10 protein-coding genes and 1 pseudogene are annotated in these 13,424 nt (G+C 67.6%); 5 read left to right on the top strand and 6 right to left on the bottom strand.

Annotation, left to right across the window (positions count from 1 at the left end; all coding sequences use genetic code 11):
- Positions 1-25: 25 nt before the first annotated feature.
- Positions 26-1,036 carry a type VI secretion system protein TssA gene (tssA, locus tag M8A51_RS15355; protein ID WP_251779353.1) on the bottom strand — a complete coding sequence of 337 codons (1,011 nt, stop codon included), beginning with the start codon at positions 1,034-1,036 and terminating at the stop codon, positions 26-28.
- Positions 1,037-1,425: 389 nt separating this feature from the next.
- Here tssA and tssJ point away from each other — a divergent pair, with 389 nt between their 5' ends.
- The 5 genes from tssJ (at position 1,426) to tagF (ending at position 8,987) form a co-directional block, all read left to right on the top strand.
- Complete coding sequence (gene tssJ / locus M8A51_RS15350) at positions 1,426-1,878, top strand: type VI secretion system lipoprotein TssJ (protein WP_251779352.1); 453 nt, start codon at positions 1,426-1,428, stop codon at positions 1,876-1,878.
- A gap of 47 nt (positions 1,879-1,925) precedes the next feature.
- Positions 1,926-3,266, top strand: a complete 1,341-nt coding sequence (gene tssK, locus M8A51_RS15345; RefSeq protein ID WP_259372020.1) for a type VI secretion system baseplate subunit TssK — start codon at positions 1,926-1,928, stop codon at positions 3,264-3,266.
- A 62-nt stretch (positions 3,267-3,328) separates the two neighbouring features.
- Positions 3,329-4,621, top strand: coding sequence for a DotU family type VI secretion system protein (locus M8A51_RS15340; protein WP_251779350.1), 1,293 nt, complete (start codon positions 3,329-3,331; stop codon positions 4,619-4,621).
- A 23-nt stretch (positions 4,622-4,644) separates the two neighbouring features.
- Complete coding sequence (gene tssM / locus M8A51_RS15335; protein ID WP_251779349.1) at positions 4,645-8,265, top strand: type VI secretion system membrane subunit TssM; 3,621 nt, start codon at positions 4,645-4,647, stop codon at positions 8,263-8,265.
- Complete coding sequence (gene tagF, locus M8A51_RS15330) at positions 8,262-8,987, top strand: type VI secretion system-associated protein TagF (RefSeq protein ID WP_251779348.1); 726 nt, start codon at positions 8,262-8,264, stop codon at positions 8,985-8,987. Before tssM ends, tagF begins: the two co-directional genes overlap by 4 nt.
- 8 nt (positions 8,988-8,995) lie before the next feature.
- Here tagF and M8A51_RS15325 read toward each other — a convergent pair whose 3' ends face one another.
- The 5 genes and pseudogenes from M8A51_RS15325 to M8A51_RS15305 form a co-directional block, all read right to left on the bottom strand.
- Positions 8,996-9,202, bottom strand: coding sequence for a hypothetical protein (locus tag M8A51_RS15325; RefSeq protein ID WP_251779347.1), 207 nt, complete (start codon positions 9,200-9,202; stop codon positions 8,996-8,998).
- A gap of 402 nt (positions 9,203-9,604) precedes the next feature.
- On the bottom strand, positions 9,605-10,735 hold the full coding sequence (locus M8A51_RS15320) for an ABC transporter substrate-binding protein (RefSeq protein ID WP_251779346.1): 1,131 nt from the start codon (positions 10,733-10,735) through the stop codon (positions 9,605-9,607).
- Between the two features lie 266 nt (positions 10,736-11,001).
- Entirely contained in the window at positions 11,002-11,538 is a 537-nt protein-coding gene (locus M8A51_RS15315) for a MarR family winged helix-turn-helix transcriptional regulator (protein WP_251779345.1), read from the bottom strand.
- Positions 11,535-13,298 carry an acyl-CoA dehydrogenase family protein gene (locus tag M8A51_RS15310; protein WP_251779344.1) on the bottom strand — a complete coding sequence of 588 codons (1,764 nt, stop codon included), beginning with the start codon at positions 13,296-13,298 and terminating at the stop codon, positions 11,535-11,537. Before M8A51_RS15310 ends, M8A51_RS15315 begins: the two co-directional genes overlap by 4 nt.
- Positions 13,298-13,424 (bottom strand): annotated as a pseudogene (locus M8A51_RS15305) (ABC transporter ATP-binding protein); the annotation flags it as partial. The pseudogene M8A51_RS15305 and the gene M8A51_RS15310, both read right to left, overlap by 1 nt.

Below are 13,424 nucleotides of genomic sequence, written 5' to 3'. Positions count from 1 at the left end.
GAAATCGCTTAGGGTCGGTTGAGGGTTACTCGCGGATGCCGGCCAGGTTGCGCACCGTGCCGACGCCGTCGGGCGTCATGTCCTCGATGATCTCGAGGAAGCTCATCGTCATCAGCCGCTGCGCGCGGCGCAACAGCAAAGGCGCAGGATTGGTCGGCTCGTTGCGCTCGAGGAACTCGATCATGCGGTCGAGCGCACGCACCACGTCTTCACGCGAGCGCAGCTCGCCGGCCGTGACGACGCGCACCGCGCCTGCCCCCCCGCCTTCGACAGCCTCACCTTCGCCCGACGCGACGGCCGCGTCGGCCACGGCCGCCACCTGGTCGACCAGCTTGGTGATCGCCGTCAGGATGACGCGCAAGGGGCGCAGGTCGACCGCCTGGTCAGAGCCGACACGTTCGTTCAGCCAGCTCTGCAGCGCGTTGGCCTGCTGGCTCGCCAGGCGGATGCCCTCGACGAAGCCCGGGTCGGTGTCGGCCGCCTCGCGGAAGGCTGCCAGGATTTCGGTTTCGGACGGCACGGTCTGTCCGGCCGGCGCCTCGGCCATCGACAACGCGTATTCGATCTGCTTGACGGCGATGCTGCCGCCGCGGGTGCGCACGCAGGGCGCCTCGCGCAGCTCCCTCAACCCTGCCTCAGGGTGGGCCAGCGGCGCCAGCGCGTTCATGCGCATCACGGGATCGAAGTTGTCGTCGGGATCGAGTTGCGGATAGACCGAGTCCCAGTAGGCTTCGCACAGGCCGAGCAGCAACTGAAGGCCGCGCCCGAGACCTGCGGGCCCCGCAGTGCGGGCCAGGCCGCGCGCCAGGTAGGTGGCGACGCGCAAATCCTTGGTGCGACCCATCAACTCGGTCGCCGCATCGACCACGCGGCCCCAGTCGGGCTCTTCGGCGGCCACCACGGTGTCGCCGAACTGCTGCTCGGCCTTGCCGCGCGCAGCTTGCTCCAGCGCCATGAATTGGGCGTCGTATTCGAGATCTTCACCGCAGGGTGCGGTCTCGGACACGGGAGCCAGCAGGGCATCGACATCGATCACGAAGAAACCTCGGCAAGGCGCATGGACGCGCCATTCGTTGAATTGCGGGCAGTCTAGGAGCGCGCTGATGATGCCGCCACCCCAAGGGTTAGGGATCGGGGTCTGCCCCTATGTCGAAGTGCCCGCAGCACGGAAGCCTCCCGCGTTGCAGACGCCCCTGCACCCTGCCACGTCATGGCGCCCCATGGCACGGCACTGCGCGGCGCGCGTCCCCCTAGTTCTTGGTGTTCGCTCCACCCAAAGCTTTCTTCCGCCTCCTGCGCGACCCATAATCGTGCGGCCAAGAGCGGTGCCCGGGTCGACCCGATGACTTCCAGCCGCCCGATGCCGATACACAACCACCAGCTGCCTGAACGGGACACCTCAACATGCGACAACGACCGGGCCCTTTGAACTGGATCCTTTTCGTGGCGTGCGCCGCCGTGCTGTGGGGCTGCGCAAGCGGCCCGAAACCCACGTCAGTGGATATCCAGTTGACCGGCGACGCCACTGTGAACCCTGACAGCCGCAACCGCCCGTCGCCGGTGATGGTGCGCATTTATGAATTGAAGACGCCGGCAACCTTCGAGTCAGCCGACTTCTTCTCGCTGTTCGACAAGGACCGCGAGACACTGGCCGCCGACATGAACACGCGCGACGAGTTCGTGCTGCAGCCGGGCCAGACGCTGTCGCTGAAACGAGAAGCGAAACCCGATACGCGCTTCATCGCCGTGCTGGCCGCGTACCGCGACCTCGAACGCTCGCGCTGGCGTGCGGTCACCGCCCTGAGTCCGGGTAAGTCCCAGGTCGTGAAGATCACCGCCGGGGCACGCGCCGTCGAGGCCTCGACGACCCCGAAGTAAAGGCCACGGGTCTACACCGCAGTTCAACCAACACCGGGACCGGATACATGTCGAGCTTTCGTCGTGTCGTGTGGACGGAGGGCATGTTCCTCCAGCCCCAGCACTTTCAACAGCAGGACCGCCACATCGAACGCTGGGTCGAGCAGCGCGTGTCCAGCAGCGCCGCCTACCGCTGGGGCTGGGTCGAACTGGAACTCGACGACGCGAGCCTGATGCTCGGTCGGGTGCAATTGCTCAAGGTGCGCGGCGTGCTGCCTGACGGCACCCCTATCGATGCACCGGCGCTCGACCCCCTGCCCCCCGCCTTCGACGTCCCCGCCGACGCCAAGGACGCGGTGATCGTACTCGCGGTGCCGAGCCGCCGCCCGGGCGTGCAGGAATCCGGCTACGACAGCGAAGGCGACGCAGCGCTGCTGCGCTATCACGCGCGCGACCTGCAGGCGCCCGACAGCTCCAGCGATGCCGACAGCCCGGCCGACATCCAGGTCGGCGACCTCAACGCGCGGTTGATGCTGCAGCGCGACGCGACACAAGCCTATCAGGCCGCCGGCGTGGTGCGCATCGTCGAACGCAAGGCCGACCACCAGTTGATGGTCGACCGCAACTACATCCCGCCGATGCTGTCGATCGCGGGGCAGCCCAAGCTGGCCGGCTATGCCCGCGAGATCCTGGCGCTGATGTCACAGCGCAGCGAAGCACTCGCATCGCGCATGGGCAAGCCCGGCGCAGGCGGCGTCGCCGAGATCGCCGACTTCCTGATGCTGCAGAGCGTCAACCGCTACGAGCCGCTGTTCGCACACCTGTCGCGCCTGTATCTGGTGCATCCGGAACTGCTGTACCGAACCTGCCTCGAGGCCGCCGGCGACCTGGCGGTGTTCGGCAGCCCGACGCGTCGCCCCCGACCGATGCCCGACTACGTGCACGAGGACCTCGAACGCTGCTTCGGCGAAGTCGTCGCCGAGTTGCGCGCGCTGCTCGGCACCGTGCTCGAGCAGCGCGCGATCCCCATCGAGCTGATCGACCGCAAGTACGGCGTGCGCACGGCGGCCTTCGCCGATCTCGACCTGCTGGCCACGGCGAACCTGGTGCTCGCCGTCAACGCGCAGTTGCCGGGGGAGCAGTTGCGCACGCGCTTCCCGACCCAGGTCAAGCTCGGCCCGGTCGACAAGATCCGCGACCTCGTTAATCTGCAACTGCCCGGCATCAGCCTGCGCGGGCTGCCGGTGGCGCCGCGCGAGATTCCCTATCACGCGGGCTTCCACTACTTCGAACTTGAACGCCACGGCGACCTGTGGGAACAGCTGAAGAAGTCCGGCGCGATGGCGATGCACATCGGCGGCGAGTTCCCCGGTCTGCAACTTGAGTTCTGGGCCATCCGGGAGCGCTGACGCCGCCCGGCTGAACGCACCGCCCTCCCGCCCCCGCCCGCTGCCACCCGAGGTGCCTCGACATGAGCCCATCCAACGACCCCTTTGCAGGCTTTGACTCCGGCCAGACCTTCGTGATGCCGACGCCCGGCGCGCGGCCCGCGGCTGCGCCGCAGGCCGGTACCGGCTTCACGCGCGACGCAGCACAGGACATCGCCTATCACCCGAGCGGCTTCAACCCGCTGATTGCGGCCGCCAACCCGCTGTTGAACATGATCGCGCAGATGCGCTCGATCACCGTCCACCACGACGTGGCCGGGCTGCGCGACAACCTCGCGCAGGGCATCCGCCAGTTCGAGAACACCGCGCGCGGCGCCGGTATCGCCAACGAGAAGGTCATCGCTGCACGCTACATCCTGTGCACGGTGCTCGACGAAACCGCGGCCAGCACGCCGTGGGGCGGCTCAGGTGTCTGGGGCCGTCACAGCCTGCTGGTGATGTTCCACAACGAAGCATGGGGCGGCGAAAAGGTCTTCCAGCTGCTGACCCGCCTGGCACAGAACCCGGCCGACAACATCGACCTGCTGGAACTGCTCTACACGTGCATCGCGCTCGGTTTCGAAGGCCGCTATCGCGTCGTCGAGAACGGCCGCACCGAACTGCAGGTGTTGCGCGAGCGCCTGGCGCAATTGATCCGCCGTCAGCGCGGCGTGTTCGAGCCGGCGCTGGCCAAGCATTGGGCACCTGCGGTGCTGCCCAAGCGCAGATGGTCGACCGCGATGCCGCTGTGGATCTTCACCGCGGTGGTCGCTGTCGTGCTGGTGGGCGGCTACACCGGTTTCAGCTACGCGCTGAACCGCGACTCCGACCCGCTCTTCTCGGCGATCACCGGCATCAAGGCCCGCCCGATCCAGGTCCCCGCTCCGGCGCCGGCGCAACGCCCACGCCTGGCGCAGTTCCTCGCCCCCGAGATCCAGCAAGGGCTGGTCGAGGTGCGCGATTTCGACGATCGCAGCATCGTGACGATCCGCGGCGACGGCCTGTTCGACCCGGGCAGCGCGGCCCTGGCCGCTGCGCGTGAGCCGCTGATGCTGCGCATCGCCGATGCCGTCAACTCGGTGCAGGGCCGCGTGCTGATCACCGGGCACACCGACAACGTCCCGATCCGGTCGCCGCGCTTCCCGTCGAACTGGCACCTGTCGCAGGACCGTGCCAAGTCGGTCGCCGCGCTGTTGGCCCGCAAGGTCACGCAGACCAATCGGCTGCTGGCCGAAGGCCGCGCCGAGAGCGAACCGGTCGCGCCGAACGACACCCCCGCCAATCGCGCGAAGAACCGGCGCGTCGAGATCACCGTGTTCGTCAGCCAGGCCAGCTGAGACTGGCCTGTCGAGGAAAGACCATGAAGAAGCTGTTCGGCTTGATCTTCAACCGCTGGGTGATGCTGGCGTTGGGCCTGATGGCGCTCGCCATCGTCATCTGGATCGTCGGCCCGCTGATCGCGATCGGCGAGTGGCATCCGCTCGACAGTGCGCTGGCACGTGGGGGGCTGATCCTCGCCATCGCTTTGATCGTGATCGGCAGGCAGATCTGGTCGGCATGGCGCGCCCGCAAGGCCAGCGAGAAGCTGGTGCAAGGCTTCGCGCAACAGGCCGCCGAAACTCCCGCACCGAATGCCGGGGCGCAGGAAGTGGCCGTCATCGAAGGCAGGTTCAAGGAAGCGCTCGACACGCTGAAGAAATCCCAGCTCGGCGGCAAGGCCGGCCTGGGCCACAAGCTCGGTCGCGGCTACCTCTACCACCTGCCGTGGTACATCATCATCGGTGCCCCGGGCTCCGGCAAGACCACGGCGTTGATCAATTCGGGGCTCGAGTTCCCATTGGCCGAGAAATTCGGCAAGGAAGCCATCCGCGGCGTCGGCGGCACGCGCAACTGCGACTGGTGGTTCACCAACGAGGCCATCCTGCTCGACACCGCCGGCCGCTACACGACCCAAGACAGCAACCAGCAAGATGATGCCACCGCCTGGAGCGGCTTCCTGCAATTGCTGCGCCGCAACCGCCCGCGCCGCCCGATCAACGGCGTGCTGGTGACCGTCAGCGTCTCGGACATGCTGTCGCACCCCGCACCCGAGCGCGAGCGCTATGCGCAAACGGTGCGCCAGCGCGTCCAGGAACTGTACAAGCAGCTCGGCGTGCGCATTCCGATCTACCTGCTGGTGACCAAGACCGACCTGCTGCCCGGCTTCACCGAATACTTCGATCACCTGAGCAAGGAGGAGCGCGAGCAGGTGCTGGGCTTCACCCTGCCCTACCTGGACAACGCACCCGCACTGGAGAAGGAAAGCCTGGCGAAGACCTTCGGCACCGAGTTCGAGGCGCTGTCCAAGCGCCTGTTCGAAGGCTCGCTCGAACGGCTCGAGGCCGAGCGCGACCCGCAGCGCCGCGCCCTGGTCTACAGCTTCCCGCAACAGTTCACGGCGGTGCGCGAAGTGCTCGGCGAGTTCCTCGTCAACGCCTTCGCCGGCTCGAAGTTCGACGAGGCGATGATCCTGCGCGGCGTCTACTTCACCAGCGGCACTCAGGAAGACTCGCCGATCGACCGCATCATGGGCGTCCTGGCGCGCAGCTTCAAGGTCGAGCGGCGCGCGCTGCCCGCGCAGAAGTCCACCGGCCGCAGCTATTTCCTGACGCGCACGCTGAAAGACGTGATCTTCCAGGAGTCCGAGCTCGCCGGCACCAACCTGAAATGGGAACGCCGCCGCGCGTGGGCGCACCGCGCCGCATATGCCGCCATCGCGCTGCTCGGCGTCGGTCTGCTGGCCGCCTGGAGTCTCAGCTACATCAACAATCGCCAATACCTGGCCAAGGTCGAGGAACGCATCCCCCCTGCAGCGCAGACCGTGCAGGCGATCGACCCCGGCACGGGCGCCGACGTCGTGCAACTGCTGCCTGCGCTCAACGAGCTGCGCCGCTTGGCAGTGGTCGATCCGGTCACTGCCGAACTCGATGCACCGACCAGCTGGCAGTTCGGCCTGTTCCAGGGCGAGAAGATCGACGCAGCGGCGCGCGCAGCCTACCAGCGGCTGCTCGACGACGCCATGCTGCCCAAGGTGGCCCGGCGCATCGAGGACCTGCTGCGCTCCGCGCAAAGCCGCAACCCCGAGCTGATGTACGAGGCGCTGAAGGCCTACGTGATGCTCTACGACAGCGAGCACTACTCTGCCGGCGACCTGAAGGACCTGGTGCTGGCCGACTGGGAGGCCAACCTGCCGCGCGAGGTCAACAACGAGCAGCGCGCCGAACTGGAGCAGCACCTCAATGTGCTGCTCGACCGCGGCGTTGTGCTCTCCCCCGTGCCGCAGGACAAGGCGCTGGTCGAGCAGTCGCGCGCGGCGCTGCAACGCATGTCGCTGGCCCAGCGCGTCTACAGCCGCCTGAAGCGCGTCGGCGTCGGCGCCGACATCCAGGAGTTCAAGATCACCAAGGCCGCCGGGCCGGCGGCGGGCCTGGTGTTCACGCGCGCCAGCGGCGCACCGCTGACCAAGGGTGTGCCTGGGCTGTACACCTACGACGGCTACCACAAGGCCTTCCTGGGCCAGGCCGACAAGGTGGCGCGGCAGTTGTTCGACGAAGAAGGCTGGGTACTGGGCCTTGCCGAACAGCAACGCACGTTCAACCTGCGCGACCAGCAGAGCCTTGCGCGCCTGATCAACGACGTGCGCCGGCTGTACCTGGAGGACTACGCCCGTGTCTGGGAGTTCTTCATCAACGACATCAAGCTGGTCAATCGCGGCACGCTGCAGGACACCATCCAGCTCGTGCGCACACTGTCGGCGCCCGACTCGCCACTGCCGCCGCTGCTGCGTGGCATCGTCAAGGAAACGACGCTGGGCGAAAAGATCGACGGCAACACGCTCGAGCGGGCCGGCGGCACGGTGCGCGACCGCGTCTCGGACACCCGCGAAAGCCTGGCCCGCCTGCTCGGCAACGATCGGCCCGAGCCCGGTGCGTCGGCGCAGCCGCAGAAGATCGAGAGCATCGTCGACGACCGCTTCGAGCCGCTGCGCCGCTACGTGCTGGCCCCGGCGCAGGGCCAGCCAGCGCCGATCGACGGTTCGCTGCAACTGCTCAACGAACTCTACACGCTGATGACCGCGACCGAGACCGCGGTGCGCGGCGGTGGGGCTCCACCGCAGAGCGACGTGCCGAACAAGGTGCGTGCCGAGGCCGGCCGCGTGCCGGAACCGGCGCGTGGACTGATGAGCCAGGTCGTCACCGCCGGCGTCAGCCAGGCGCTGGGCGCGACACGTGACAACCTCAGCAGCCAGCTGCAGGTCGGCATCGCCGACTTCTGCCGTCAGGCCATCGACGGTCGCTACCCGTTCTCGCGCACCAGCGGACGCGACGTGACACAGGACGACTTCGCTCGCCTGTTCTCGCCGGGCGGGCTGATGGACGACTTCTTCCAGCGCAATCTGCTCGCCTTCGTCGACACGACCACGCGGCCGTGGTCCTTCCGCGAGGTCGGCGGCGGCCAGATGGGCAGTTCGCGCGACTCGGCCGCGCTGGTGCAGTTCCAGCGCGCACAGGCGATCCGCGACACCTTCTTCCGCGCGGGCGGCAATGCAGCCGGGCTGAGGCTGGAGTTCAAACCGGTCGAGATGGATGCCACCATCACGCAGTTCATTCTCGACGTCGACGGCCAGATCGTTCGCTACGGCCATGGGCCCTCGGTGCCGATGACCGTGCAGTGGCCCGGCACCGGCGGGCGCGGTCAGGTGCGCATCCAGCTGTCGCCGCCTTCGGCCTCCGGCAGCTCCGGGGCCGTGTTCGAGGGGCCCTGGGCCCTGTTCCGCATGTTCGACAAGGTGCAGATCGAAAGCACGGGACAGCCCGAACGCTTCCGCGCAATTTTCAGCGTCGACGGCCGCCGCGCGGTGTTCGACGTCACAACCAGCAGCGTGCTGAACCCGTTCCGCATGGGCGAGCTGGCCAACTTCAACTGCCCCGGCAAGCTATGAGCGGCCTCGACGATTGGCTGGCGCCCGGCGGTACCGCAGGAAGCGCCACGTCGCCCGCCTGGTTCGGCAAGCTGCCGGCCTTCGGTGACTTTGCCCACCGACGCGGCAACGACCGCTTCAACGGCATGCTCGACGCCTGGCTGCAGCGCGCGCTGACCGCCAGCCGGGCGCAGCTGCAGGACGGCTGGGCGCACGCCTACCTCGGTGCACCGTTGTGGAACTTCGCCTTTTTCCCAGGCGTGTGCGGCGAGGAACCCTATGCCGGCGTGCTGATGTCGAGCGTCGACCGCGTCGGCCGCTACTTCCCGCTCACCGTCTACACGCAGGTGCCCTACGCCCGCGGCCTGCTGCGCGAACTTCAGACCGGTGCGCCGTGGTACGGCTACGTGCAGCAGGCCCTGCCGCAGGTGCTCAACACGCAATTCACGCACGAGCAGTTCGAATCGCTGCTCGCCGCAGCCCCGGCGGCGCCCGGCATGAGCCAATCGCTCGACGACACGCTGAGCGTGCAATGGAACGATGTCTTTCAGCAGAGCCGCGCGCTGGCGTTGCCCAGTCTCGGTGCGGCCATCGACACGCTGTCGCTCGACCTGATGTCGCATTACCTGCGAGGCGCCGCCCTGTGGTGGGCGCCGCTGCCTTCTGGCGGTACCGTGCTGCGGGCGTTCAAAGGCATGCCCGGCGCCGAGGTCTACACCGAGCTGCTGACCGCGGGCACCTGAGCCCGGTATCAGCCGTCGGTCGAACGCTCGTTCTTGGCTACCATGTATTCGCGCCGGCCCGTCTCGGTCAGCTCCAGCTTCGTGCCGCTGCGTTGCAGCAGCCCGCATTGCAGATAGGCGTCCAACGACTCTCGGGGCACCAGCTCGCTGCGCCCTTGCTCGATGTAGTCGACGGCCTGGCTGTAGAGGATGCGGTCTTGTGCGGAATCGAACATGATGTGGCCTGCGGGCTCGATGAAAGGCGCACCGCGCCGAACGCCGCCGCGGGGCGCGGGAGACCGGTTGATTTCACGGAGCACCGCTGCCGTGAAGCGACAGTGCGCAGCCGTGGGTGGGTCCCCCGGAGGAAGGCGGAGCACGCGACACGCAAAGACATCAGATGCCATGAGCTTGCGGTATCCGGCCGCGGCCGCCCGTGACGGGCTGAACTGCATGCGGCGGCCGGAACACGGGTGCAAGATCGGCTTTGCTGCGTTGCGTATCGGTGGCCCTCCGCGTTGTTCGCGTTCGGCGCGATACATCCTCATCGTACGGGGATCGGCTGTTCGATCCTGTCAGCGCCCGAGCCGACCGGTTGTCAGCGCATTTCCTACGTCAGGCCGCCGCGGCCGGCGAGATCAGCGTACGAAACGCCCGTCGTAACTCACCTGCACCAGTTCGACGAAGCGCGAGCCATTGCTTTGTCCGCTCGTGAAATCGACGTCCATCCCGGCCAGCCGCAACTTGAGGTTGCGTAGCACGCCATGCAGACGCGTGCGCGTCAGGTCGCGCCCGCAACGCTTCAGTGCTTCGACCATCACCTGTCCTCCCAGATAGCCCTCGAGGCTCAGGTAGCCGACCGGCACCTTCGATGCAGCCGCGGTGCGCTGGTAGCGGCGCAGCAGCGGCTCTACCTCGCCCCACGGGTACGGCGTGACCTGCGAAATCGCCAGGCCACGGGTCTTGTCGCCGAGCACCTTGGCGGTCACCTCGCCCGGCACGATCGACATGCCGTAGAAGCTTGTCACGCCACCGGCAGTCCAGACCGCCTTCATCAGTTCAGCGCCGAGCGCGCCGCCGAGATACATGATCACCGCCTGCGGCTGGCCGTCCAGCAGCGTGCGGGCGGCGGTGGCCGCATTGCGACCATCGCCGGCAATGGCCGCAGACGCGCGCGTACGCAGCCCGTGCTGGCCCAGCGCTTCATTGACCAACGCCAGCACCTCGGCACCCCCCGGGTTGTCGAGGTGGGCCACTGCGATGCGCGTCAAACCGATCGTCGTCAGATGCTGCACCAGCACCTCGGCCTCCCGGCGCAGCGTGGCGCGCGTGTAGTACGCCGCGCCCTCGGTCTTCGCGCGCGCCGAGTCGGCCACGGCATACGGCGACACCAGCGGCGCGCCGCTCTCGCGCAGCACGGTCGACGCCGCCGCGGTGGTGCCCGAGCCGACACAGCCGAAGAAGGCAAACACCTGGTGTTCGTCGAGCAGGGCGCGGTAGTTCGCGACGGCCTTGTCGGGTTTCAGTTCGTCATCGAGCGACATGACGCGCAGTTTGCGCCCGGCCACGCCACCCTGGTCGTTCAACTCGTCGAAGGCCAGTTGCGCCCCTGACAGGAAAACCTTGACCGGCACGCCGAGCGGCCCACTCAGAACGCCCGTGTGACCAAGGCGGATCTCGCCGTCGGTGACACCCGGCTCGGCCGCTCGAACCGCCGACGCCGCGACCGCCGCGGCGGCGGCCCCCGCCAGAAAAACACGTCGCTGCATCTTTGTCTCACTCATTTAGTGCTTTCAACTAATCAAGTGTCAAACAGAGGAGCAAGGCCTGGCTTCCGGATTAACCCGTGCCGGGACCCTGTGGCGAGGTATTTTTCCCCGATAGGAGCCGTACTTTTTCGACTTCCGGCACGGACGCGAGAAGACCGGACCGAAGAGGCGTGCGGCCAAATCAGTTATTGATCAAAACATTATCAGGACGCATACGCGAAGGAAGCGGGGGCAAACCGCACACCCTCAAGCAGGCGTTGGTCGCTTCAGATGCGCCGGTGACGCGCCACCTTCTGCAGCAGCTCGATCAGCATCCCGCGCTCTGCGTCGCTCAGGTGCTTGAGCACCTCCTGCTCCATCGTCAGCGACACTTCGTGTGCCTTGCGTGCCAGCGTCGCGCCCTTGCGGGTCAGCAGCACGTGTTGCGAGCGGCGATCGGTTTCGTTGCGCACGCGTGTCACGAGTTCGCGTTCGGCCAGCCGGTCGAGCAGGATCGTGATGTTGGGAGCGGACACCGCCAAGGCCTGTGAAAGCTGCTTCTGCGTGACGTTCTCGTTGTTCGCGATCAGCATCAGGATCGTGAACTCGACGGGGCGCAACTGCAGTGGCTGGCCGATGTACTTGAAAAAAATCTTCTTGACCGGCACATCGGCCTGGGCCAGCTGGTAGCCCAGCACGTGGCTGAGGCTGGACTGGTCGAGCCCGTGGGCGGCAGGGTCGGGTTTGGCGTTCGACATGGCGTCGCCAGTGTAGTCGGCGTCTGCCGGCGGCAGCGAGACCGCTGGATACGCATGCATGCTCATGCGTCCGGCAGCGGCGGCAATGCCGCACGGCGCGAGATGATGCGCCGCAACAGCGCGTCGACATCGGGCAGCAGCCATTCGAGACCGAAGAGAGCGCACTGCAGCTTGCGGGCGTACCACGGGTCGTCCTGGTGCGGTGTCGCGACGCGGGCACTGCGCAGCCAGGCCCAGCCGAGCAGCACCAGGCCGGCCGCCCGCAGGTAGTCGTCCGCCAGACGCCACGGCAGTTCAGGTTCGACGGCCGCATCGACGGCCAACGCCCGGGTGGCGTCGCGCAACCCCGCGCTGGCGGTCTGCAGCACGGCAGCAGCTGCGGCAAGGCCCGGCACCTGCTCCGATGCCTCCGCTTCGCTGTCGAGCGCCTCGCACAGCAGGTCGAGCGGCCGCCCGCCGGCCGGGAGCAGCTTGCGCACCAGCAGGTCGATCGCCTGGATCTCGTTGGTGCCCTCGTAGACCATGGCGATGCGCGCATCGCGCACGTGTTGCTCGATGCCTACCTCGTGGATGTAGCCGTGCCCGCCCCAGACTTGCAGCGCCATGCTGGCGCCGGTGTGGCCGTGCTCGGTGAACATCGCCTTGACGATGGGGGTCAGCAACGGCAGCAGCGCAGCGGCGCGCTCGCGGCGCGCAAGGTCGGGCTGGCGCTCGCTCTCGTCGAGCAATTGCGCCGTCCAGTACGCCAGCACGCGCTGGCCTTCGGTCCAGGCTTGCAGCGTCCACAGCGTGCGGCGCATCGCGGGATGCGCAGCGATCGGGTCGGCCGGCTCGTTGTGCGCGCTGCTTGCGCGTTGCGGCGCACGCATCTGGCGCCGCTCGCGAGCGTACAGCAACGCATTCTGCGTGGCGATCTCCAGGTGCCCCAGGCCTTGCAGGGCCACCTGCAGCCTGGCAGCGTTCATCATCACGAACATCGCCGCCAAGCCGCGGTGCGGTTCGCCGATCAACCAGCCGGTCGCGGCATCGAAGCTCATCGTGCAGGTCGCGCTGCCCTTGATGCCCATCTTCTTTTCGATGCCGTTGCAGCGCACCCTGTTCGGCGTGCCGTCGGGCAGAAGTCTGGGTACCAGCACCAGCGACAGCCCCTTGGTGCCGGCGGGCGCATCGGGCAAGCGGCACAGCACCAGGTGCACGATGTTGTCGGTCAGGTCGTGCGCGCCGCCGGAGATGAAGATCTTGGTACCGCTCACCTGCAGCGTGCCGTCGGCCTGCGGCAGTGCACGCGTGCGCAACAGGCCGAGGTCACTGCCGGCATGCGATTCGGTCAGGCACATCGTCGCCAGCCACTCGCCGCTGACGATCTTCGGCAGGTAGCGCTGCTGCAGCTCGGCGTTGGCATGGGCTTTCAGGCATTCGTAGGCACCGTGCGCCAGGCCAGGGTACATCGTCCATGCGTGATTGGCGGCGTTGAGCATCTCGTACAGCGCCACGTTGAGCAACTGCGGCAGGCCCTGCCCGCCCCAGTCCGGGTCGCAGCCGAGCGCCGGCCATCCGGCGTCGACGAAGGCGCGCCACGCGGCGCGAAATCCCGGCGGCGTGTCGACCTGGCCGTCGCTCCAGGTGCAGCCGTGCAGGTCGCCGTCGGCATTGGTCGGTGCCAGCACCTCGCTCGCAAACACCGCGGCCTGTTCGAGCACCTGGGCAGCCGTGTTGGCATCGAGGTCGGTCAGCCCGGGCAGTTGGCTCCAGCCCGCCGGGGCCTGCAGCACTTCGTCGATCACGAAGCGCATGTCGCGCAGCGGCGCACGGTAGGACAAGCCCATCAGCGCCTGGCTCCCAGATACGTCTCGACGACGCGAGGGTCGGTGGCGAGTTGGGCGGCGGGCCCGTGCAGGGCGATCTGGCCGGTTTCCAGCACATAGGCGTGGTCGGCCACCTGCAGCGCTGCA

Source organism: Caldimonas mangrovi (assembly GCF_023721835.1).
Classification (GTDB): Bacteria; Pseudomonadota; Gammaproteobacteria; order Burkholderiales; family Burkholderiaceae_C; genus Caldimonas; species Caldimonas mangrovi.
This window is presented reverse-complemented; position numbering and strand designations above follow the sequence as displayed.